Origin of the sequence: Flavobacterium sp. XS2P24, assembly GCF_030010285.1 — a bacterium.
GTDB classification, from domain to species: Bacteria; Bacteroidota; Bacteroidia; order Flavobacteriales; family Flavobacteriaceae; genus Flavobacterium; species Flavobacterium algoritolerans.
Map to the genome: position 1 here is coordinate 1 of NZ_JASCRU010000037.1, position 21640 is coordinate 21640.

The 21640-nt window shown below is 32.9% G+C and carries 24 protein-coding genes and 1 pseudogene; 22 read left to right on the plus strand and 3 right to left on the minus strand.

The genetic code is table 11. The features are described from left to right. The 5 genes and pseudogenes from QLS31_RS15145 to priA form a co-directional block, all read left to right on the plus strand. Positions 1-125: pseudogene (locus tag QLS31_RS15145) on the plus strand (IS1595 family transposase); the annotation flags it as partial. Between the two features lie 150 nt (positions 126-275). Then, positions 276-1133, plus strand: coding sequence for a carboxylating nicotinate-nucleotide diphosphorylase (nadC, locus tag QLS31_RS15150; protein ID WP_282744540.1), 858 nt, complete (start codon positions 276-278; stop codon positions 1131-1133). Continuing rightward, positions 1130-2038 carry a YihY/virulence factor BrkB family protein gene (locus QLS31_RS15155; RefSeq protein WP_282744541.1) on the plus strand — a complete coding sequence of 303 codons (909 nt, stop codon included), beginning with the start codon at positions 1130-1132 and terminating at the stop codon, positions 2036-2038. The genes nadC and QLS31_RS15155 overlap by 4 nt, the downstream gene beginning before the upstream one ends. A 121-nt stretch (positions 2039-2159) precedes the next feature. Then, on the plus strand, positions 2160-2588 hold the full coding sequence (locus QLS31_RS15160; RefSeq protein WP_282744542.1) for a DUF2147 domain-containing protein: 429 nt from the start codon (positions 2160-2162) through the stop codon (positions 2586-2588). A 67-nt stretch (positions 2589-2655) separates the two neighbouring features. Beyond that, the gene (gene priA / locus QLS31_RS15165) at positions 2656-5106 is read left to right on the plus strand and encodes a primosomal protein N' (RefSeq protein ID WP_282744543.1); all 2451 of its coding nucleotides are present in this window, start codon (positions 2656-2658) and stop codon (positions 5104-5106) included. 11 nt (positions 5107-5117) lie between these two features. Here priA and QLS31_RS15170 read toward each other — a convergent pair whose 3' ends face one another. After that, entirely contained in the window at positions 5118-5813 is a 696-nt protein-coding gene (locus tag QLS31_RS15170; RefSeq protein ID WP_099715088.1) for a LytTR family DNA-binding domain-containing protein, read from the minus strand. A gap of 165 nt (positions 5814-5978) precedes the next feature. Here QLS31_RS15170 and rpsF point away from each other — a divergent pair, with 165 nt between their 5' ends. The 7 genes from rpsF (at position 5979) to QLS31_RS15205 (ending at position 13762) form a co-directional block, all read left to right on the plus strand. Further along, complete coding sequence (gene rpsF, locus QLS31_RS15175) at positions 5979-6320, plus strand: 30S ribosomal protein S6 (RefSeq protein WP_077370382.1); 342 nt, start codon at positions 5979-5981, stop codon at positions 6318-6320. Positions 6321-6325: 5 nt separating this feature from the next. Continuing rightward, positions 6326-6622, plus strand: a complete 297-nt coding sequence (gene rpsR, locus QLS31_RS15180) for a 30S ribosomal protein S18 (RefSeq protein ID WP_007138295.1) — start codon at positions 6326-6328, stop codon at positions 6620-6622. Between the two features lie 66 nt (positions 6623-6688). Further along, positions 6689-7129: a 50S ribosomal protein L9 gene (rplI, locus tag QLS31_RS15185; protein ID WP_099715089.1), complete on the plus strand. Its 441-nt coding sequence runs from the start codon at positions 6689-6691 to the stop codon at positions 7127-7129. Between the two features lie 98 nt (positions 7130-7227). Further along, positions 7228-10380, plus strand: coding sequence for a TonB-dependent receptor (locus QLS31_RS15190; protein WP_282744544.1), 3153 nt, complete (start codon positions 7228-7230; stop codon positions 10378-10380). 108 nt (positions 10381-10488) lie between these two features. After that, on the plus strand, positions 10489-10962 hold the full coding sequence (locus tag QLS31_RS15195; protein WP_282744545.1) for a DUF6495 family protein: 474 nt from the start codon (positions 10489-10491) through the stop codon (positions 10960-10962). Positions 10963-11037: 75 nt separating this feature from the next. Beyond that, positions 11038-13056 carry an NAD-dependent DNA ligase LigA gene (gene ligA / locus QLS31_RS15200; RefSeq protein WP_282744546.1) on the plus strand — a complete coding sequence of 673 codons (2019 nt, stop codon included), beginning with the start codon at positions 11038-11040 and terminating at the stop codon, positions 13054-13056. After that, the gene (locus QLS31_RS15205; RefSeq protein ID WP_282744547.1) at positions 13040-13762 is read left to right on the plus strand and encodes a hypothetical protein; all 723 of its coding nucleotides are present in this window, start codon (positions 13040-13042) and stop codon (positions 13760-13762) included. The genes ligA and QLS31_RS15205 overlap by 17 nt, the downstream gene beginning before the upstream one ends. Here QLS31_RS15205 and QLS31_RS15210 read toward each other — a convergent pair. Both QLS31_RS15210 and QLS31_RS15215 read right to left on the minus strand, forming a co-directional pair. Then, positions 13752-14663 carry a metallophosphatase gene (locus QLS31_RS15210; protein WP_282744548.1) on the minus strand — a complete coding sequence of 304 codons (912 nt, stop codon included), beginning with the start codon at positions 14661-14663 and terminating at the stop codon, positions 13752-13754. The genes QLS31_RS15205 and QLS31_RS15210 overlap by 11 nt on opposite strands. Positions 14664-15250: 587 nt before the next feature. Next, positions 15251-15682 (minus strand): hypothetical protein, encoded by a 432-nt coding sequence (locus QLS31_RS15215; RefSeq protein WP_282744549.1) that lies wholly within the window; start codon positions 15680-15682, stop codon positions 15251-15253. A 100-nt stretch (positions 15683-15782) separates the two neighbouring features. Between QLS31_RS15215 and QLS31_RS15220 the strand changes: the two genes are divergently transcribed. From QLS31_RS15220 to QLS31_RS15265, 10 genes are all read left to right on the plus strand, one after another. Next, positions 15783-15995, plus strand: a complete 213-nt coding sequence (locus tag QLS31_RS15220; RefSeq protein ID WP_282744550.1) for a hypothetical protein — start codon at positions 15783-15785, stop codon at positions 15993-15995. After that, positions 15988-16257, plus strand: coding sequence for a hypothetical protein (locus QLS31_RS15225; protein WP_282744551.1), 270 nt, complete (start codon positions 15988-15990; stop codon positions 16255-16257). Before QLS31_RS15220 ends, QLS31_RS15225 begins: the two co-directional genes overlap by 8 nt. Before the next feature lie 42 nt (positions 16258-16299). Then, positions 16300-16446, plus strand: a complete 147-nt coding sequence (locus QLS31_RS15230; RefSeq protein ID WP_282744552.1) for a hypothetical protein — start codon at positions 16300-16302, stop codon at positions 16444-16446. Positions 16447-16522: 76 nt separating this feature from the next. Next, complete coding sequence (locus QLS31_RS15235; protein ID WP_282744553.1) at positions 16523-16867, plus strand: hypothetical protein; 345 nt, start codon at positions 16523-16525, stop codon at positions 16865-16867. 104 nt (positions 16868-16971) lie between these two features. After that, positions 16972-17229, plus strand: coding sequence for a helix-turn-helix domain-containing protein (locus tag QLS31_RS15240; RefSeq protein WP_282744555.1), 258 nt, complete (start codon positions 16972-16974; stop codon positions 17227-17229). A 25-nt stretch (positions 17230-17254) separates the two neighbouring features. Next, the gene (locus QLS31_RS15245) at positions 17255-17467 is read left to right on the plus strand and encodes a hypothetical protein (protein ID WP_282744556.1); all 213 of its coding nucleotides are present in this window, start codon (positions 17255-17257) and stop codon (positions 17465-17467) included. Positions 17468-17483: 16 nt separating this feature from the next. Then, positions 17484-18536 carry a head maturation protease, ClpP-related gene (locus QLS31_RS15250; RefSeq protein ID WP_282744557.1) on the plus strand — a complete coding sequence of 351 codons (1053 nt, stop codon included), beginning with the start codon at positions 17484-17486 and terminating at the stop codon, positions 18534-18536. A 19-nt stretch (positions 18537-18555) separates the two neighbouring features. Next, positions 18556-19434 (plus strand): hypothetical protein, encoded by an 879-nt coding sequence (locus QLS31_RS15255; RefSeq protein ID WP_282744558.1) that lies wholly within the window; start codon positions 18556-18558, stop codon positions 19432-19434. A gap of 5 nt (positions 19435-19439) precedes the next feature. Beyond that, on the plus strand, positions 19440-21194 hold the full coding sequence (locus tag QLS31_RS15260; RefSeq protein ID WP_282744559.1) for a tape measure protein: 1755 nt from the start codon (positions 19440-19442) through the stop codon (positions 21192-21194). A 6-nt stretch (positions 21195-21200) separates the two neighbouring features. Continuing rightward, positions 21201-21392, plus strand: a complete 192-nt coding sequence (locus QLS31_RS15265; RefSeq protein ID WP_282744560.1) for a hypothetical protein — start codon at positions 21201-21203, stop codon at positions 21390-21392. Positions 21393-21640 lie beyond the last annotated feature (248 nt).

The window sequence follows — 21640 nt, forward strand, 5'->3', positions numbered from 1 at the left end:
TCCACAAAATTAAAGGGAAATATCTCCAATTATACCTAAACGAGTTCGTTTACAAGCTTAACAGACGGTATTTTGAGGAAAAATTATTCGATAGGCTAGTAATAGCAAGTATTACAGAATTATGACTAAAAACGGACAATCAATTATTTTTTTAATTAAAATGTAATACGCTGTTAAAACACATTGATTTACCTCTTTTTTCAAAGAACCAAGCATACATATTTTCAAATCCACAAAATAAATCTTACTTTAGCATTCCATAAATTTTCTATAAAATGATTAGCGATATACAGTTTAAAAACGAGTTAGACATACTAATACAAAATGCCGTTCGGGAAGATGTAGGTTCTGGCGATTACAGTTCTTTAGCTTGTATTCCAGCTACAGCAAATGGAAAAGCGAAGTTGCTTGTAAAAGAAGATGGAATAATTGCTGGTGTGGCTTTCGCCAAAATGATTTTTGATTATGTAGATCCTAATTTGAAAATAGAAACTTTTATCGAGGATGGTACTCCAGTAAAAAAAGGAGATGTTGTTTTTCATGTTTCGGGGAGTTCACAATCCATTTTGAAGTCGGAACGTGTCGTTTTGAATTCAATGCAGCGAATGTCAGCCATTGCCACTAAAACCAAAGAATACGTTCGTTTATTAGAAGGAACCAAAACTAAAATTCTCGACACGCGTAAAACCACACCGGGATTCAGAGCTTGTGAGAAATGGGCGGTGAAAATTGGCGGAGGCGAAAACCATCGTTTTGCTTTGTATGACATGATTATGCTCAAAGACAATCACAACGATTTTGCTGGCGGAATTACTTTGGCTATAGCCAAAACCAAAGCTTTCTTAAAAGAAAATAATCTGGATTTAAAAATCATTGTCGAAGCCAGAAACTTGGATGAAATCAAAGAAATACTGGAAAGTGAAGGTGTTTTTAGAATTTTAATAGACAATTTTAATTATGACGATACTAAAAAAGCAGTAGCTTTGATTGGCGATAAATGCCAAACAGAATCTTCGGGAAATATTAACGAAAACACCATTCGTCATTATGCTGAATGTGGTGTAGATTATATTTCATCAGGAGCATTGACACATTCTATTTATAACATGGATTTGAGCTTAAAAGCGATATGAGTAAAGAAATAGAAGTTAAATTACAAAGAATTCCAATAGTACGGAATCTGGTTAATGTGCTAAAAAAAATCGAGTTTCCTTGGTTACAAGGATTGTCGTTATATGATTTATTGGAATTATACGGCTTAGGAATTGTCGAAAGTGCTTTGACATATCATGCCAGTGCGATTGCATTTAGTTTCTTCATGGCTTTATTTCCTTTTGCGCTGTTCATTTTAAACCTTATTCCATACATTCCTATTGAAGGTTTTCAAGATGATTTTTTACTGTTTGTAAAGGAAGGTGTACCGCCCAATACGTATGATGCTATTTATAAAATCATCAATGATATTCTTAATAACAGTCACTCAGGATTAGTGTCTTACGGGTTTTTATTGTCTATTTTGTTGATGGCAAACGGTTTAAACGGAATCCTTGGCGGATTTGAATCGTCCCGTCATGTTCTCATAAAAAGAGGGTTTATACGGCAATATTTAGTGGCTTTGGGAATGTCTTTATTGTTGTCCTTTTTATTGATTGTAACTGTGGCGACAATAGTAGTTTTTGAAGTTTTTATTCAAAAAACAATACTGAGTGATCAAATAGCGTTAATTGTTTTAGGAAGATATGCATTTGTAATTTTAATGATTTTAGGAACAACGTCTATACTTTTCAAGTTTGGTACAAAACACGATAAAAACAGAGCATTTATATCGATAGGGTCCGTATTCACTACTATATTGATTCTTTTGGATTCGTATGCTTTTGGAATATGGGTTATAAAGTTTTCTAAGTACAATGAATTATATGGGTCGATAGGAACATTGTTGATTTTGATGTTTTACATTTGGATTAACTGCATGATATTGCTGTTGGGTTTCGAATTGAATGCTACAGTAAATAAATTGAAAGCAAAAAAAGAATGATTTTTTAAATCAAAATAGTTTCAAAATTAGGAGCTATTTCCTGCTATTCGTTACAATCTGTCATTGCGAGGAAGAGCAATGACAGGATTTCCACTTTTATCAGGGCTAAAAAAGGACAACAATGAAAAATAGCATTACAATACTCGCATTATTTATTTCGATGGTTTTTTATTGTCAAAACCATACTGTTGTTGGCAAATGGAAAACTATTGATGATCAGAGTGGAAAAGCCAAATCGATTGTGGAAATCTACGAGCGTTCCGGAAAAATTTATGGGAAAATCATCGACATTTTAGATGCTGAAAAGAAAAAGAACTTATGCGTAAATTGTCCCGGTGACGAAAAAAACAAACCAGTTCTAGGTCTTGTCATTATTAAAGGACTTACTAAAGATGGCAATGAATACAATTCAGGAAAAATTCTTGACCCAACATCAGGGAAATTATACAAATGCTTTTTGGCTCTCGAAGGAAATGACAAGTTAAAAGTTCGCGGATATATCGGTGTAGCATTATTTGGAAGAACACAAACCTGGAATAGAGTAAAATAATTATAATTGTGAGTTATTAGTTCAAAGTAAAGAATCACCATAACTCAAAACTCATAATAAAATAAAAATGCATTTCGTCGAAGTAATTTTACCCCTTTCTTTAGCCAAAACCTTTACTTATAGCGTCTCTGAAGCGGAGTTCCATTATATAAAAATTGGAATGCGGTTGGCTGTTCCTTTTGGGAAAAGTAAAATTTACACGGCATTAGTTATTGAAATTCATCAAAACAAACCCACTTTATACGAAGCCAAGGAAATTCATCAAATTCTGGATGAAAAACCCATTGTGACTAAAATCCAAATTGCACACTGGCAATGGATTGCTTCCTATTATATGTGTGCTATTGGTGATGTATATCGCGGTGCCATGCCAAGTGCACTTTTGCTGGAAAGCGAAACCATAATTTCTCAAAAAACAGATTTAGTTGTTGATGCAAGTCTGCTTTCGGATGATGAATTTTTGGTTTATGAAGCCTTGCAACAGCAAAGTTCCTTGAAAGTCCAGGATATAATGGCTATTTTAAATAAGAAGAATATCTTTCCTGTTATTCAAAAATTGATAGACAAAAACATATTAGTGCTTCAGGAAGAAATACAGGAAACCTACAAACCTAAGTTAGTGCGTTATGTTCGTTTGCATCCTAAATATGAATCAAACGAGGGATTAAGCGAATTACTCGAAACACTAAAAAGCGCTAATAAGCAAAAAGAAATCGTATTGAATTATTTTCAATTGAGTGCTACAGAGAAAAAACCTATTACCGTAAAAAAACTGGTAGAAGCGGCTAATTCTTCTTCGGCAGTTGTAAAGGCTTTAATTGAAAAAGAAATATTCAAAGATTATTTTCTTCAGGAAGACCGAGTGAATTTCACTGGAAAAATACGCGAGGATCAATTGCAGTTGAGTTTGGCTCAGCAAAAAGCTTTTGAGGAAATCAAAAAAAGTTTTACTCAAAAAGAAGTGTGTTTGTTGCATGGTGTCACTTCGAGCGGAAAAACAGAAATCTATATCAAACTCATCGAAGAGTATTTGGAAACTGGAAAACAAATTTTGTATTTATTGCCTGAAATAGCTTTGACTACTCAATTAGTGGGGAGATTAAGGACTTATTTTGGAAATAAAGTAGCTGTTTTTCATTCGAAATATAATAATAATGAACGCATCGAAGTTTGGAATCAAGTTTTGGTGAATTCAGAAAAAGCGCAAGTGGTAATAGGTGCGAGGTCATCTTTGTTTTTACCATTTTATAATCTAGGATTCATAATTGTAGATGAAGAACACGAACAGACTTTTAAGCAAGTAGATCCTGCACCGCGTTATCATGCTCGCGATGCGGCTATAGTTTTGGCTCATTCGCATAAAGCAAAAGTACTTTTGGGTTCGGCTACGCCAAGTATTGAAACGTATTTCAATGCTAAATCCGATAAATTTGGTTTAGTCGAAATTTCGGAACGATTTGGGAATGTCATGATGCCGAATATTGAATTGGTGGATTTGAAAGATAAATACTTTCGCAAAAAAATGACGGGACATTTTAGTGATGTTTTAATTGAAGAAATCAATATTGCTTTGTCATTGGGTGAACAAGTCATTTTATTTCAAAACAGACGTGGATATTCTCCGGTAATAGAATGTATGACTTGCGGCCACGTACCACAATGTCAGCAGTGTGATGTGAGTTTGACCTATCATAAACATAAAAATCAGTTGCGCTGTCATTATTGTGGATATACAATGGCAAAACCTACTCATTGTCATTCCTGTTCCAGTGTTGATTTGACTACAAAAGGTTTTGGAACCGAACAAATTGAACAAGAGTTAGTATCTATTTTTCCAAATTCTAAAATTGGAAGAATGGATCAGGATACGACTCGAGGGAAATTTGGATTCGAAAAAATTATCGATAGTTTCAAGAATAGAGAAATGGATATTTTAGTAGGAACTCAGATGTTGGCCAAAGGATTGGATTTTGATAACGTGAGTTTGGTAGGAATCATGAATGCGGATAATATGTTGTATCATCCTGATTTTAGGGCTTTCGAAAGAAGTTTTCAAATGATGACTCAAGTTGCGGGAAGAGCTGGACGTTCAGAAAAACAAGGGAAAGTTGTTATCCAGACGTATAATCCGAATCATAATACAATACAGCAAGTTACTTATAATGATTATTTGGGTATGTATAAAGAACAATTGTATGACCGCCAGATATACAAATACCCGCCGTATTTCAGGATTATAAAACTTACTTTGAAACAGCGTGATTTTGATAAATTAAAAGAAGGTTCGATGTGGTTGTATCAAGTGATGAGCCAGAATCTTAATATGCCGGTGCTGGGACCTGAAGAGCCTGCAATCAGCAGAATTAGAAACGAATACATTCGTACGATTATAATAAAGATTCCTCAGAATGCATCAATTGTAAGCACAAAAAAAACTATCCAGAAAATGTTGAATAGTTTTGAGGCTGTTGCTCAATACAGAGCTATAAAAGTTACGTCAAACGTCGATTTTTACTAAAATTCAGTTGCCTATGAAAAGGCAAGTGCTTTTACTAAATCTTCTTTTTTATGTCGGCTTAAAGGAATTTTTGTAACTCCAATTTCGGCAAATTTACTGTTGAAACGTTCTACTTTATCAATGTTGATAATATAGGACTTGTGTACGCGTACAAATTTTTCTTTTGATAAGTCATTTTCAAAAGATTTCATGGTTGAGAGTACCAGATTGCTGTCTTCCTCTGTAACTACTCTTACGTAATCACCAAAAGCTTCAATCCATTTTATTTTAGAAGTAAATATTTTCAATTTTTTCAAATTACTTTTAATGAAAATATGTTCTCCTTCTTCTTCTTTGTTTTCTTTTTTAAGTAGATGTAAATCAATAGCTCTTTTTACCGAAGCGTTGAATCTGTCGATTGCAATTGGTTTTTGAAGGTAGTCCGTAGCATCATAATCAAACGCTTTCATAGCATACTCAGCTTTTGAGGTTATGAAAATAATTTGAGGTTTTACTTTTAAACCATCCAAAAAGTCAAAGCCGCTAATTACCGGCATTTCGATGTCCAAAAAGATAAGGTCTACATTGTGTATAGACATACAGCTTCTGGCTTCTATTGCATTAGAAAAATCACCGATTAAGTGTAAATTTTGATGATTATTAACTAACTTTGCGATAATCATTCTTTGAATAGAACTATCATCTACTACAACACAGTTTAGTTTCATAATTTTAGTATTTTAGATTTGGCTGAGTAAATATATTACTTTTTTATTTAAAAAAAACTAATTGGGCGGATTTTTTTACCTTACGTCGAATAAAATGAAATAAGACTTGTTTAATCAGATTAATTGATTACTTTTGCACCCAAAATAACAAATAAATATATATTTATGAATCATTATGAAACTGTTTTCATTTTAAATCCCGTTTTATCTGAAGTTCAGGTAAAGGAAACAGTAAGCAAATTTGAAGATTTTCTTACTAGTAGAGGAGCAGAAATGGTATCTAAAGAAGACTGGGGTCTTAAAAAGATGGCTTACGAAATCCAAAACAAGAAAAGTGGTTTTTACCATTTGTTCGAATTTAAAGTATCAGGAGAAGTTCTTATCGCTTTTGAAACTGAATTTAGACGTGACGAAAGAGTTATGCGTTTCTTAACTGTAAGTCTTGACAAACATGCTATCTCTTGGGCTGAAAGAAGAAGAGCAAAACTTAAATCTCAAAAAGCTTAATTATCATGGCAACATTACAACAATCTGCTTCAGGAAAAAAAGACGGGGATATCAGATATCTTACGCCTTTGAACATAGAAACAAACAAGACTAAAAAGTATTGTCGTTTCAAAAAATCAGGTATCAAATATATTGATTATAAAGATGCTGATTTCTTATTGAAATTCGTTAATGAGCAAGGAAAAATTCTTCCTCGTCGTTTAACTGGAACTTCATTGAAATACCAAAGAAAAGTGTCAGTAGCTGTAAAAAGAGCGCGTCACTTAGCTTTAATGCCATATGTGGCAGATTTACTAAAATAATAATTAAAACTCAGTTGTTGGTTTTCTGAAACATGAAACCTAACTTCTATAACAAAGGACAACAACATGGAACTTATATTAAGACAAGACGTTCAAAATTTAGGATTTAAAGATGATATTGTAACGGTAAAAAATGGTTACGGTCGTAACTTTTTGATTCCTCAAGGTCACGCACATTTAGCAACTTCTTCTGCAAAGAAAGTACTAGCTGAAAACCTAAAACAAAGAGCGCACAAAGAAGCTAAAGTTGTAGCAGATGCAAAAGCATTAGCTGAAGCTTTGAAAGCTATCGAAATTAAAATCTTTGCAAAAGCAGGTGGTGAAAAATTATTCGGTTCAATTACGAATATTGATATCGCTGAATCTTTAGCTAAAGGTGGACAACAAATCGAAAGAAAATTCATTACTAGCGGAATCGTTAAACGTACTGGTAAATATACTGCTAGTGTTCGTTTACACAGAGATGTTATCGTTGAATTAGACTACGAAATCGTTGCTGAAAAATAACATTTGGTTAACATTTTGTTAATAAAATATAAAAATCACTCTTAGGAGTGATTTTTTTTTGCCTAATTTTGCCCCACAAATAACACATATTCAAACAAATGAAAAAAATTATTACATTATTACTAATCTTTAGTAGTTTTTACTCAGTCATTGGGCAAACGACTACTTCTAGTATTAAAGGGCTTGTGAAAAGTTCCAATAATGAGACGCTTCCCGGAGCTACAGTGCTGGCAGTTCATACTCCAACTGGATCTAAGTATTCCGCTTTATCGAATGAAGATGGAAGATTTAGTATCTTGAATATGAGAATTGGTGGTCCTTATAAAATTACAGTAACTTTTGTAGGCTATCAAAGCGAAGATTTCAATGATGTTTATCTTGATTTAGGGAAAGTTTTTAGTCTAGATGTTCTTTTGAAAGATGAAAGTCAGAAATTAGATGAAGTGAAAGTTACTGGTGCAAAGAATAAGGTTTTTTCTAGTGGAAGAACTGGTGCCGAAACAACTGTAGGCCGCAGGGAATTGACTACATTGCCGTCAATATCAAGATCAGCTTCAGATTTTACCAGACTAGAGCCTACTGCAAGTGGTGGTTCTTTTGGTGGTAGAAATGACAAGTTCAATAATTTCTCTTTAAACGGAGCAGTGTTTAATAATCCTTTTGGGTTAGATGCTGCAACTCCTGGAGGACAAACCGGAGCTCAGCCAATTTCATTAGACGCAATTGAGCAAATCCAAGTGGCAACAGCTCCTTATGATGTGACTTTATCTGGTTTTACTGGAGCTTCAGTAAATGCAGTTACGAAGTCAGGAACAAACGAATTTCATGGTACCGCCTACGGTTTTTTTAGAAACCAAGATATGACCGGAAACAAAATAAAAGGAGAAAAAATCTTTGTTCCTTCGCTAGAACAAAATCAAGCTGGTTTTAGTATTGGTGGACCAATTGTTAAAAATAAATTATTCTTTTTTACAAATTTTGAAATCGATAAACGTAGTGATTCAGGATCAAATGTTGTAGCAAATGATGGCAATAGTACAACAGGTGTAAATGAATCTAGAGTATTAGCAACAGATTTAATGTATGTTTCTACTGAATTAGGAAAATTGGGTTATAATTCAGGTTCTTATCAAGGTTTCACTCATTACTCAAATTCAAATAAAGGAATTGTAAAGTTTGATTGGAATATTAATGACGATCACAAATTAGCTGTTATTTATAATTTCCTTGATGCTTCTAAAGACAAACCTGCGCATCCTACAGCTATTCGTCGTAGAGGACCAGATAATAATACAATGCAATTTGAAAATTCTGGATATCAAATTAATAACCAAATTAGTTCATTTTTAGTTGAATTGAATTCTAAATTTGCTGAAACAATTTCTAATAAATTGCAAGTTGGTTATACTCATTTTAATGATTTTAGAAATCCTTTTTCTGCTCCTGCTCCAGTTATTAGTATAACAAAAGATGGTTCACCTTATATTATTGCTGGACACGAACCATTTTCTATCAATAACCGATTAGATCAAAAAGTATTGCAAATTACTGACAATATGAATATTGTAAGAGGAAATCATACCTTTACTGCTGGTTTTTCTTTTGAAAAATTCATTTTCAAAAATTCATTCAATTTAAAGGGTTATGGTTTTGATGTTTTTGGAAGTGTTGATTTAGCTGGATTTACCTCTAATGTAAACAATGGATATTATGCAACTGCTTTTGCAAATGCCCAAAACACTTTTGATGCAAAAAACAAATTAGAAGCAGGAACTGATGGAGGTTGGAATTTATCAGAAACTACTGTTGGTCAATTGGCATTTTACTTACAAGATGAATGGAATATCACTGATAATTTTAAACTAATTTATGGATTAAGAGCTGATAAGCCTTTGTATTTTAACACTGCAGAAAATATTCAAAAATTTATTGACACAGATAATTCAGAAGGATATTTACCAGGAATCAACTATTATGATCCTAAAGACGGAAGTACTGTAAATCTAAATTCGACTGTATTACCAGGAAATGCTTTATTGTGGTCTCCAAGAGTTGGTTTTAACTGGGATATTAATGGTGAAAAAACAACTCAATTACGCGGTGGAACTGGAATTTTTACAGGACGACTTCCATTTGTATGGATAGGAAATCAAGTAAGCGGAATTGATCCATTCTTCTATCAAGTTGTTGATACTGATTTTAAATTTCCTCAAGTTTGGCGAACAAGTCTAGGCTTAGATCATAAATTTAAAGGAAATTATATATTGACTGTTGATATGTCCTACAATAAAGATTTAAACGCTGTGCATGTTCAGGATTGGGGATTGAAAACACCAACTACTAATTTAGTAGGTGCGGATAATAGACCAGTTTATGCCGCAGCTGATAAAGGTGTTTGGACTGATTTTGGTTTTCCAGCGGATTCTCACGCTTATGTATTGACTAATTCTAATAAAGGAAGTGCATTTAACACATCGGTAAAACTTCAAAAAACGTTTGATAATGGATTGTTTACAAGTGTTGCTTATAATTATTTGAAATCAATGGATGTTAATTCAATAGAAGCTGAGATTACTGGAGATGCTTTTAATTTTAATCCTGCATTAGGAAATGTAAATAACGATCAACTTTCTAACTCTAAATATGGAGATACGCACCGTTTTATTGGTGTAGGGTCTAAAAAATGGAAATATGGAACTGATGATAAGTGGGCAACAACAGTGTCAACTTTCTTTGAGTATGCTCAAGGAGGGCGTTTTAACTACACATATGGTGGAGATATTAATAATGATGGTGCATTTGGAAATGACTTAATTTATATTCCAACAACTGCTGAAATTGCTACTATGACTTTTTCTGGTGCTGGTCAAGGTGCGGCATTGGATAAATATATCAATCAAGACAATTATTTAAGTGGACGAAGAGGTCAATATGCAGAACGTTATGGAGCTTTAGCACCGTGGAGAGGAAAATGGGATTTTAAAGTGCTACAAGATTATAACTTTAAAGTTGGTGCTTCTAAAAAAGTGAATACGATTCAATTGAGTCTAGATGTCTTAAATCTTGGAAATTTATTGAATTCTGATTGGGGTTTAATTCAACAACCTAACAGCGTTCAACCAATTGGTGTAAACGTTGTGAACAAAGTTCCAACGTATACTTTTAACGGTAATCAGACTAAAACTTTTAGTTATGATGCAAGTTTATTATCAAGATGGCAAGCACAGTTTGGAGTGAGATATATTTTCTAAAAAAAGATAAAAATAGATTAAATTTGCCCTCTCATTTGAGAGGGCTTTTTTTTGATTTAAAAATTTCAAAAGAGACTTAAGACAAAAGTTAAATATTAAAATACAATAATGAAATATTCAAGATTAACAAAAGAACAATTTGAAGAATTGAATCATGAATTCAGTACTTTTTTAGCAACTCAAGCAATTGATAAAGCAGAGTGGGATAAAATAAAAGCTGAAAAACCAGAAGTTGCCGAACAAGAATTAGATGTTTTTTCTGATTTAATTTGGGAAGGAGTTCTTTCGAAAGCAACGTATTTAGAACATTTTTCTAAAAATCATATTTTCCTTTTTCATTGTTTTGATACCCATGTTCAATCTATAGTTTTGAAATCATTGGTTCCTGAAGTGGATTTTTTAACTAAAGATGGATTGCAATGGCTTAGCGATAATATGTTTACGGATACTATTGAAATGAAAGTAGGAAAAAAAGAGTTTACGGATGAGCGTAATGCTTCCATTTTTGAATTAATACAACAAGGTTCGTTTTTGAGCGACGGCCTTTTATACCAGCAAATAAATACTATTATAGCATCCTAATTGTATTGCTATTTATTTTTAATTGGTTATTTTAGTACACTTTTTCAAAACTAAAATAGCCAATTTTTATTTTCTATGGATATTCAAAATACGATTCAAAAATTAAGGGAAGAATTAAATCAGCACAATTATAATTATTATGTGTTAGATACACCCACAATTTCCGATTTTGAATTTGATGTTAAATTAAAACAACTTCAGGATTTAGAAAATAAATACCCGGAATACTTTGACGAAAATTCGCCTTCTCAACGAGTAGGAGGTACGATTACAAAAAATTTCCAAACCGTTCCGCATGAACACCGCATGTATTCTCTTGATAATTCCTATTCTAAGGAAGAATTGATGGATTGGGAAAAACGTGTTCAAAAAATTTTAGGAGATGTTCCATTAGAATATACTTGTGAACTAAAATACGATGGTGCATCTATTAGTATTACTTACGAAAACGGAAAATTAAAACGTGCGGTAACGCGTGGAGATGGTTTTCAAGGAGACGATGTGACTAATAATATCAAAACTATAAAATCCATTCCGTTAAAATTAAAAGGGAATTTTCCAGCTACATTTGATGTGCGTGGGGAGATCATTTTGCCTTTTGCAGGTTTCGAAAAAATGAATCAGGATTTAATCGAAATAGGAGAATTACCGTATTCAAATCCCAGAAATACTGCTTCGGGAAGTTTAAAATTACAGGATAGTGCTGAAGTTGCAAAACGCCCTTTGGATTGTCTGTTGTATTTTTTAATTGGAAATAATCTTCCTTTCAAATCTCAGTTTGAAGGATTGGAAACGGCAAGAAATTGGGGTTTCAAAGTGCCGAAAGAAGTAAAATTAGCCAATAATTTAACCGAAGTTTTCGAGTTTATAGATTATTGGGACATTCATAGACATAACCTTCCGTATGAAACGGATGGTGTTGTGGTAAAAGTAAATTCTTTCCACTATCAGGATGAATTGGGCTTTACAGCCAAATCTCCGCGTTGGGCAATTGCTTATAAATTCAAATCAGAACAAGTTTCAACACAATTAAATTCAATTTCGTATCAAGTAGGACGAACGGGTTCCATTACTCCTGTGGCCAACTTAGAGCCGGTACAATTAGCAGGAACCATTGTGAAACGAGCTTCCTTACATAATGCTGATCAAATTGAGAAATTGGATATTCGTGTAGGAGATACTGTTTTTGTAGAAAAAGGTGGAGAGATAATCCCTAAGATTATTGCTGTTGATTTGAGTAAGCGTCCAGAAAATACAGAACCAACAAAATACATCACGCATTGCCCGGAATGTAATACGGCATTAGTGAGAACCGAAGGCGAAGCAAATCATTATTGTCCTAATTTTTATGGTTGTCCACCGCAGATTATAGGAAGGATTCAGCATTATATTTCTCGAAAAGCAATGGATATTGAAGGTTTGGGAGGCGAAACTGTTGCTTTGCTTTTCAATAATGGATTGGTTCATAATTATGCCGATTTATATGAACTGACTGTGGATCAAATTCTTCCTTTGGAACGAATGGCTCAAAAATCTGCTGAAAATTTGGTGAAAGGTGTTGAGAATTCAAAAAATATTCCTTTTGAGCGCGTTTTATTCGCTATTGGAATTCGATATGTAGGTGAGACCGTAGCCAAAAAACTAGCCAAACATTATAAAAGTATTGATGCATTGCGTCAGGCTACATTGATGGATTTGATTTTAGTGGACGAAATTGGAGAACGAATTGCGCAAAGTGTAATTGACTTTTTCGAAAATCAAGAAAATAGAATTATAATTGAAAGACTAAAAAGTTTTGGTGTTCAATTTGAAATAGTTGAACATATAAATCCAAACGCCACAGATAAACTTTCCGGAAAAACATTTGTTGTTTCAGGAGTCTTTGAGAAATTTTCAAGAGATGATTTGAAAAAGGCAATCGAAGATAATGGAGGAAAAGTAGGAAGCTCTATTTCGGCAAAGACGGATTATGTTGTTGCAGGAGATAATATGGGACCTGCAAAATTGGATAAAGCAACTAAGTTGAACATACCAATAATCTCCGAAGATGATTTTATGAATCTAATTAATAACGCTAATGCAGCTACTGACTAAAAAGTATAATTTTTTACAGGAAAATGCAATCCTTGGTTTGCTGTTTTCTTTTTCAATTATTGAAGTTCTAGCAGAATTATTTTCATTCAAAGTAATTCTGTTTGCATTTAGACCTTTGGTTGCCATACTGCTAATCTATCTTTATTGGGTTACTTCTAAGGAAAGAAATGTGGTTTTTTATATGACTGTATTTTTTTTACTCCTTACCAGTATTTTCATTCTTTTTGAATCAATACTTTTTTTGATTTTGGGCTTAATTGGTATTTTTACGCATCGAATTTTACTTATATTTTATATTATAAAGTTGAATAAGATTAAGGATTTTGTACCAATACTAATAGCAATTATTCCTTTTGTTTTTATTTTTTCCTATTTGCTTTCTATTTCGGATGAAATTCCAAAAGGCAGTTATTATCCTTTGGTAGGTCAAAACATTTTAGTGTCGATTCTTGCCGGTGTTATTTTGTCGAATTATTTCATGAACGACAGTAATAATTCGCCCTGGCTGGCTATTTTTGGATTATTATCTACAGCGCTCTATTTTACAGTTTTTATTGAAAAATGCTTTTTGTCTAATCTGCCACCCACATATTTCAGGCCACTGGCAATGATTTTGTATGTCACAAGTTATTATTCCTTTTATAGATTTGTGATTGATGCAGAAACGATAAATGCAAAAAAAGAATCGATTACTGTTACACAATAATCGATTTTCCTTCAAATGCTTTAGCTTTATCGTTATCCAGATAAAAATCAATTCTTCCCAGATTTATACCGTAACAACCCACTTGATTTACAAGAACCTCTTTACCTGAAAGGTTCTTTACAACAGTAGGTTTCTCCAGAAAAGTATGTGTATGTCCACCAATAATCAAATCGATGTCTTGCGTAAGTTCCGCTAATTTCAAATCACATATTTTATTGGGCTCATCTCTGTATTTATAGCCTAAATGCGACAAACAAATCACTAAATCACACTTTTGTTCTTTCTTTAAAATCCGAACCATATCTTGAGCCGTTTCGACTGGATTGTTGTAAACGGTTTCTTTGTACATTCCTTTATCAACTAATCCTTCAAGCTCTATTCCAAGTCCAAAAACACCCACCTTAATGCCATTTTTATTGAATATTTTATACGGTTTTACAAAACCATCCATCACGGTGTTTTTAAAATCGTAGTTGGCAGATAGGAACTCAAATTTAGCATGTGGCATTTGCGCATGTAAACCTTCAACACCGTTATCAAAATCGTGATTTCCTATCGTAGAAGCATCATATTGCATCATGCTCATTAACTTGAATTCTAACTCTCCACCATAATAATTAAAATAAGGCGTTCCTTGAAAAATATCGCCTGCATCCAGTAATAATACATTTGGATTCTCTTTTCGAATCGTTTCAATCAAGGCTGCTCTTCTAGCTACGCCACCCATATTTGCATTTCTGGGATGATCCGCAGGAAATGGATCAATGTAACTGTGCACATCATTCGTATGTAAAATAGTAAGATGTCTTTTTTGTGAAGATTCAAAGCTGCTTAATGATAAACCTAAACTTAGTAAAGCTGAACTCGCAGCTGTTTTTTCTATAAATTCTCTTCTTTTCATTTTATATTTATTTTTAATCCAATTGCCATTGTATGGGCTATTAAACAATAGTTCTAAATACATACAATATAAAAAAGGTCGAAAACACCAATAAAATCAATACTTCACAGCAAAAAAAGGTCGAAAATAGTTAAAAACAAAATTTCCATTTAAATACAAATAAATGCCAATTAAATACCTGTTAAATATAAACTAATTACCGACTAGTATAAGTAAGTACCAAAACAAGTATAATAACGGTGTAAAACGCCATTTTAATTGATATTTAAGCATATTTGAACCAAAATTAAGCCTTCTATATGGGGGCTTTTTTATGCTATAAAGTGATAGATTGTAAAAAGTAGAAAATTCGATTTTTTATTTTGGATGGACATTTGGGTGGACATTTGGGTGGACAAAGTTTATAATTTATAAACAAGTTTATATGTACCTAATTGTACTTTAACCCCTGTTTATGTATAAAAACAACAAACTCACGGTACTTAATAACATTAAAAAAGCCGTGAAAGTCCCGTATTTACTAGGTTTTTTGGCGGGTTATAGATAAAAAAACACTTTTATAAGTGCTATTAATGCCTTTTTTGATTCTATTCTTTACTTTTTAATAGTTCAATTTCAGTATTTAATCTTTGAATATCTTCTTTGAGTTTATTAATAAAATCCTTTTGCAAATCAATCATATCCTTTTGACTTTCTAAAGTGGCTTTTGCGGTCTCTAAATCCTTTTGTAATAATTCTTCAGGACTATTTAAATTCTCTTTAAACGTGGTTTTTTCACTATTTAAAGGTTCACTTCTGTTTTTCTTTATCATTTGACCTTTTCCAGTCAATAACCAGTTAGCGTCCAAATCCGAATTTTCTATTAAGATATGTTCTAACTTATCCACCCCAATAGTCTTGTTTTTTTTTAATTGACTAGCAAAAGAACCATTTGAAAAATTTAATTTTTTTTCAAAAGCACTCACGGTAACCCCTTTGAAATCAAGATATTTTTTAATTCTATGTAATGTGTTTTCCATAAAAATAAAATTTGTTAGATTATTTCTTAATGTAAATATTGATAATTAGAATATATCTTATATATTTGCATTAATAATTATTCAAATTTTATCCAAATATATGGAACAAATACAAATACAGAATAAAAAAGATAGAATAAAATCTAAAATTGAGTCAGGAGATTTCAAAACATTGAGCAAAATTTTAGAAGTGCCTAGGAATACTGCAATATCAAGATTTAAAAGAAATAATGAAGATGCTGTACTGATTATTGACAAAATAATTATTGAAAGAGAAAAAGTGATATCCAAACTAAAAAGTAAATATGCGTAGTCAATACAGTAGTCCGTATGTAGTTTACAATGGTAAAATTGCAATTTTAGAAAATGCACTACACTTTATTAAAAAACGAAAAGGAAAAGATGTATTTACAATATCAGTGATAAAAGAAAAGATTGAAATAGGGGAAATGATTATAGTTAAAAAATCTGAAAAAAGAAAATGCGCTTTACTTGATTATGATTCATTAAGACCAACTGTAAAAATGACATTAAAACTTAAATACGGATTTCCACCAAAAATAATAAACGAATAGCATTAAAAACTTACGAGGGTATTAATTAAAAAAATCAACATTATGAAAAATCTAATTACAACAAAAAAAGTACATACTATAAGCGATGACTTAACCAGTATGCAAACGGCTACAACGGTTTATTTATTTGGGATTGCTGTTTGTACAATAGTAAATAATAGAAAGGTATCTATTAGCACAGGACAATAAAAAAGGTGGCTTCTTGCGAAAGCCACCCTTATAAACTTTAAAAACGAATTTTTAAAATCTTTAGAACGACAAAATTATGAAAACGAATCAAGAAAACCAAGTAACAGTATTGAACCAATTGGCATTAGTAAACAATTCTCAAAAATTAGGGAATCAACAACCCGGTTTAAATGCTTTGAGTGGTATTACAGCATCGCACGCAATAGTAACTAATGTAGAGTTTTTGAACGGTAAAAGCACATCGATAGTAACACTATTCAATTGTAGTGAATTTGATTTTGAAGAGGTTAATAGAGGTATTGGAATAACATTAAGCAATCATTTAGGGCTTGCATCAAAACAAGCTACACTTTATAGGTTAAACAACGGAAAATTACAAGAAACCGCAATATTTAAAAAGCAACACTATAACAACAACTAATGATTTTAAAACAAACTTCTGACACTTTTTTTTAATTCTTTGACCACAGCCCAACCACCTTTTTAAAGGTGGTTTTGGTGTTTTTATAAGTAAATGATAAAACTATGTGTACAAAAAAAATAAGGGTAGTCCAGTTATTTAAACGTGGTTTAAATCAGAGACAAATAGCAATAAAATTGGGGTTATATGAAATGACTGTTGAATTATGGTTAAAACCAATTAAAGCAAGTAAAGAAGAGAATATTAGGAATATTCAAATTTTAGAAAATAAGTTAAAAATTTTGTTGGAAAACAAAATAACATCAGCACGAGAGATTAAGAATTTAACAACCGCAATCAAACAGTTAGAAAGTCGATTTTAATTAGTAATAAAAAAGAGCAACAAAAATGGATAGAGAATTACGCCTTGAAGAGCTACAAATGATTTTAGAATATTGTACGGCTAGAAACAATATCGTTTTTACTGTTGGGGAAAGAATCTGTATCAATCAGGAAAGGGGATTACTTATGAATGATGACATAATAATTAATTATCCATTCAAGTACTCAAAAAAACTACAATCTAAGATAGACTTCACTTTATCAAAAATCAAAAATTAATTTAAAATAAAAATGTATGAATGAAATTTTAATGTATGGACAAATAGGTACTGATATAACCGATTGGGGTTTTGTTAAGGAGCTAGAACCCTTTAAAAATCAAGATGTAAAAATTAGGGCAAATTCTCCAGGAGGCGAAATTTTTCAAGGTTGGGCAATGTACAATGCAATCAAAGAGCATGGACAATGCGACATACAAATAGACGGTTTAGCGGCTTCGATGATGACAGTTATAATGTTGGCGGGTCGAAAAATAACCGCTTCAAAAAACGCAATGATAATGATTCATAATCCTTCATTTCAAAATGAAGAAGATAGTGAGAGGTCAACATCAGAAATACAATTACTAGATAAAGTAAAGCAATTAATAACCGATAGTTACTCAGAACGTACTGGAATACCAATTGAGGAATTAACATTAATGTTAAATGCCGAAACTTGGTTAACGGCTCAAGAGGCACTTGAAAAAGGTTTTATTGATGAGATAACAGATGAAGTTTTAGAAACTGCAACGGCAATAACACAAAAGAAAAAAACTGCACAAATGGTATTTATGAGTTATAAGCCTAAAAAGGAAACAACTCCAAAGTCATTAACTGTAATTTTAGGTATTCCAAGCAATAGTAATCCTGAGAGTATTTTTAAAGCAATTAGTTCTTTGAAAAACAAAAACGTATCACTCGAAGCCGAAAACAAACGTATTAAGACACAAATCAAAAAGGAACAAAAAGAAGAGGCAAAAACAATAACGGAACTTGCTATTAAAAAAGGAGTTATCAATAAAAACCTAGAACGTATTCAATTAATGGCTTTTGATGCTGATTTTAAAAAGACAAAATCGGACTTATTAAGCGCAATTAATGAGGTTAATGGTTCGAGTGTTCAAATGCAAAATCACAAGCTAATTAGAGAGATAATTTTAGGCTCTAAAACTACTATCGATGAAATTAAAACGGCAAAGCCAAAAAGTGAATGGACTTTACAGGACTACAGAAAGAATGCCCCAAAGGAACTTGAAAATAACCGAGAACTTTACAAAAAACTAATTAAAGAAGAGTATAAACAATAATTTTTAAATATTTCACATTATGAGTACATTGAATAAACAAATTTGGATTAGCCAAATTATGGAGAATTTTTATCCAGACGCATCATTTTTAAATTATGCTAAGGATATGACGGAATTTGTCGAAAACGACAAAATAAACTTAGCTGATTGCGGTTTTGATCCTGATGTTTACATTAACAACACAACGTATCCAATCCCAATCGTTCAGAGAATCGATACACCTCTTTCTCTTGAGTTGGATTTGTACGAAACGGAAAATACGCTTGTTAGAAGTCCAGAAGCCGTTGAGTTGGCTTATGACAAGTTAGAGAGTGTGATTTATGGACATCGTAACATTTTAAGGGCTAAATCAGGTCAAAAAGCGGCTCATGCCTATGCTCCAAATGCAAACACAGAAAATACTCCAATTCTTGTAACCACTGGAGAGAATAACGGAGAAGGTTATAAAAGGCTGACTCCTGAGGACATTTTAAAATTAAAAAAGAAGTATGATTTACTAGATATACCTTTTGAAAAGAGATATTTAGTATTAGACCCAAATCATGTTGAAGATTTGATACTTTACGACTTGAAAGCGTTTAAAGATATTACCGACTTTGTGAATGGGCAACCAAATCGATTTGCAGGATTTAATATTTTGCAATATACTAAAACGCCTAGGTATAATTTTTCTACAAAGGTAAAAATTGCTTTTGGCGCTATTGAAGATGTTAATACTACTTTTGGCTCATTTTCTTTCAGTTCTGAGGAGGTAATGAAAGCAGATGGAAGTGTAAATATGTACGAAAGAATTAATGACCCAGAACTCAGAGCAACGGTTGTCGGTTTTGACAAAAGATTTTTAGCGTTGCCAATTAGAAACAAAGCACTTGGTGCGATTATAGCAACAAAAATTTAGAATTTATGAATGCGTATGAATTTATTTTACAAATGAAAGATTATGCCAGCTCGCCGCTTCAAAAAATTGCGGCGAGTGTTGGCATGACTAATAACCGTGTTGAGGGCTTAAATAGTACTTTTAGAAGTACCGAACAAACATCAAGTTTCTTTGGTGCTTCTATGGGTTCTACTTTTAAAAGTTTAATTGGTTTGGTCGGAGCTTTAGGAATTTCACTCGGTGTCATTGGCGGAATAAAAGCCGTTTTTAATATGGGTGTCCAGATGGAGCAAACTAATATTAAGTTTGAGGTTCTGCTCGGTTCGGTCGGGAAGGCAACTGCAATGCTCAAGGGGTTGAATAGCTATGCAGATGCCACACCATACAGTAATGAGGGAATTATTAAAGGAGCTGAAACAATGCTAGGTTTTGGTGTTGCTCAAAAAAAGGTTATGGGCAATATGAAAATGCTTGGCGATGTGGCAATGGGTAACGAGGAACGACTTTCCTCTTTGTCTTTATCCTTTTCACAAGTTATGGCAACAGGGCGATTGATGGGACAAGATATGAACCAAATGATTGGCCAAGGTTTTAACCCTCTTCAAATAATATCCGAGAACACGGGTATTTCCATGGGAGTTTTAAAAAATAAAATGGAGCAAGGTGCAATTAGTGCCACTATGGTTGAAGAAGCCTTTAGGCTTGCCACTTCCGAGGGTGGAAGATACCACGATATGGCTAAAAGAATGGCGGAATCTGCGGGCGGTAAATTTACGACCATGATAGGAACCTTTAAAAACGTAATTTCAAGGGTGGGGATGGCTTTTGCAGAATGGGTAAAGCCAATATTTGACATAGGTACGGCTGTAGCTGAAAATATTATCCCGTTTGGTCACGCTGTCGCCGATGTAGTAAAATGGGTAATAGAAGCAAAACCATTGCTGTTTTTCTTTGCTACATTGGTTACCACTTTAGGGATAAGTTTTGTCGCCGCTAATGCAGGTTTTTGGTTGTTTTCGGCTCAATTTGCTTTATTTGAGGCTCGTTTATGGTTGGCAACCACCGCCCAAAGTGCTTTTAATCTTGTTATGAGTATGAATCCAATTGGTTTGGTTGTTATTGCTATTGCCGCTTTAGGTGCGATTATTTGGACATGTTGGAATCACTTTGAGAGCTTCCGAGGTGTTGTAATGGGAACTTGGGAAGTGATTAAAGGCTTTGGAACTGCCATAAAAGACTATGTGATTAATCGAATACAGGAATTACTCTCGGGTATTACTGGCATGGGTAGCGCATTAATGGCATTCTTTAGAGGAGATTTTAAAAATGCTTTTGAAATTGGTAAGAAATCAGTCGGCGATTTAATGGGGGTTGATTCTAAAAAGAAACTCTTTGACGATGGACTGAAAGCGGCTAGAACATTTTCTAAGGGCTACAATGATGGAGTAAATATGAAGGCTAAGGAGGTTGGCGTTGGAGTAAAACCCACTGAAAATAAATCTATACCTGATTATTTAAAGCAAGACAAATCCAAGGTTTTTAACGATTTATTTAAAGAAACTGGTAAAGGTAAAGGAGGTAAGGGAAACGGCTCAAAATCGGATTCTATTGTTTCAGGTGGTTCAAAAATGACTACTATTAACGTAACTATTCAAAAGCTTCAAGATGACACAAAAATATTCGTAGAAAGTACTGAAAAAGGTATTGAACATTTAGGCGAAAAAGTACAAGAAATATTATTACGAGCTGTAAATAGTGTTAACCAAATGCAAACCAACTAATAATTTATGACGGAAAAACAAGAACGCCTGATGAGGCGAAATAAAGAAATAAGAATTCGTTTTGAAAAGAAAAGAAAGGCGCAACCAAAATGGACATTTGAAGCCGTAGTACAAAGCATTGCGAATGAGTTTTTTTTATCTGTTAGAACTATTGATGCGATTATATCGTATGAGGGGATTTACAGAAAAACAAAATAGTTTTGTATATTTGCATAGTCAGGCTCGCGGGGTCGGGCAAAGCTCAATAGAGTTCATTATGCTATTTCTATTGTTCGACAGCATAAAAGGCGGGTAACCCTATAGCTTACCCAAACGGAAAAAGCCCCTTTTTGAACATGCCCCAAAAAGTTAGACACTATTTGGGGCATTTTTATGGAAAAAAAAGTAAAGTATGATTATGCATTTAAGTTAGAATGTGTAGAATTAGTTTTAAAACAACATTTCAC

Excerpts from the sequence above, each read along its gene's own strand:
- nadC (WP_282744540.1), top strand. The coding sequence starts at position 276 with ATGATTAGCGATATACAGTTTAAAAACGAGTTAGACATACTAATACAA.
- QLS31_RS15155 (WP_282744541.1), top strand. The coding sequence starts at position 1,130 with ATGAGTAAAGAAATAGAAGTTAAATTACAAAGAATTCCAATAGTACGG.
- QLS31_RS15160 (WP_282744542.1), top strand. The coding sequence starts at position 2,160 with ATGAAAAATAGCATTACAATACTCGCATTATTTATTTCGATGGTTTTT.
- priA (WP_282744543.1), top strand. The coding sequence starts at position 2,656 with ATGCATTTCGTCGAAGTAATTTTACCCCTTTCTTTAGCCAAAACCTTT.
- QLS31_RS15170 (WP_099715088.1), bottom strand. The coding sequence starts at position 5,813 with ATGAAACTAAACTGTGTTGTAGTAGATGATAGTTCTATTCAAAGAATG.
- rpsF (WP_077370382.1), top strand. The coding sequence starts at position 5,979 with ATGAATCATTATGAAACTGTTTTCATTTTAAATCCCGTTTTATCTGAA.
- rpsR (WP_007138295.1), top strand. The coding sequence starts at position 6,326 with ATGGCAACATTACAACAATCTGCTTCAGGAAAAAAAGACGGGGATATC.
- rplI (WP_099715089.1), top strand. The coding sequence starts at position 6,689 with ATGGAACTTATATTAAGACAAGACGTTCAAAATTTAGGATTTAAAGAT.
- QLS31_RS15190 (WP_282744544.1), top strand. The coding sequence starts at position 7,228 with ATGAAAAAAATTATTACATTATTACTAATCTTTAGTAGTTTTTACTCA.
- QLS31_RS15195 (WP_282744545.1), top strand. The coding sequence starts at position 10,489 with ATGAAATATTCAAGATTAACAAAAGAACAATTTGAAGAATTGAATCAT.
- ligA (WP_282744546.1), top strand. The coding sequence starts at position 11,038 with ATGGATATTCAAAATACGATTCAAAAATTAAGGGAAGAATTAAATCAG.
- QLS31_RS15205 (WP_282744547.1), top strand. The coding sequence starts at position 13,040 with ATGCAGCTACTGACTAAAAAGTATAATTTTTTACAGGAAAATGCAATC.
- QLS31_RS15210 (WP_282744548.1), bottom strand. The coding sequence starts at position 14,663 with ATGAAAAGAAGAGAATTTATAGAAAAAACAGCTGCGAGTTCAGCTTTA.
- QLS31_RS15215 (WP_282744549.1), bottom strand. The coding sequence starts at position 15,682 with ATGGAAAACACATTACATAGAATTAAAAAATATCTTGATTTCAAAGGG.
- QLS31_RS15220 (WP_282744550.1), top strand. The coding sequence starts at position 15,783 with ATGGAACAAATACAAATACAGAATAAAAAAGATAGAATAAAATCTAAA.
- QLS31_RS15225 (WP_282744551.1), top strand. The coding sequence starts at position 15,988 with ATGCGTAGTCAATACAGTAGTCCGTATGTAGTTTACAATGGTAAAATT.
- QLS31_RS15230 (WP_282744552.1), top strand. The coding sequence starts at position 16,300 with ATGAAAAATCTAATTACAACAAAAAAAGTACATACTATAAGCGATGAC.
- QLS31_RS15235 (WP_282744553.1), top strand. The coding sequence starts at position 16,523 with ATGAAAACGAATCAAGAAAACCAAGTAACAGTATTGAACCAATTGGCA.
- QLS31_RS15240 (WP_282744555.1), top strand. The coding sequence starts at position 16,972 with ATGTGTACAAAAAAAATAAGGGTAGTCCAGTTATTTAAACGTGGTTTA.
- QLS31_RS15245 (WP_282744556.1), top strand. The coding sequence starts at position 17,255 with ATGGATAGAGAATTACGCCTTGAAGAGCTACAAATGATTTTAGAATAT.
- QLS31_RS15250 (WP_282744557.1), top strand. The coding sequence starts at position 17,484 with ATGAATGAAATTTTAATGTATGGACAAATAGGTACTGATATAACCGAT.
- QLS31_RS15255 (WP_282744558.1), top strand. The coding sequence starts at position 18,556 with ATGAGTACATTGAATAAACAAATTTGGATTAGCCAAATTATGGAGAAT.
- QLS31_RS15260 (WP_282744559.1), top strand. The coding sequence starts at position 19,440 with ATGAATGCGTATGAATTTATTTTACAAATGAAAGATTATGCCAGCTCG.
- QLS31_RS15265 (WP_282744560.1), top strand. The coding sequence starts at position 21,201 with ATGACGGAAAAACAAGAACGCCTGATGAGGCGAAATAAAGAAATAAGA.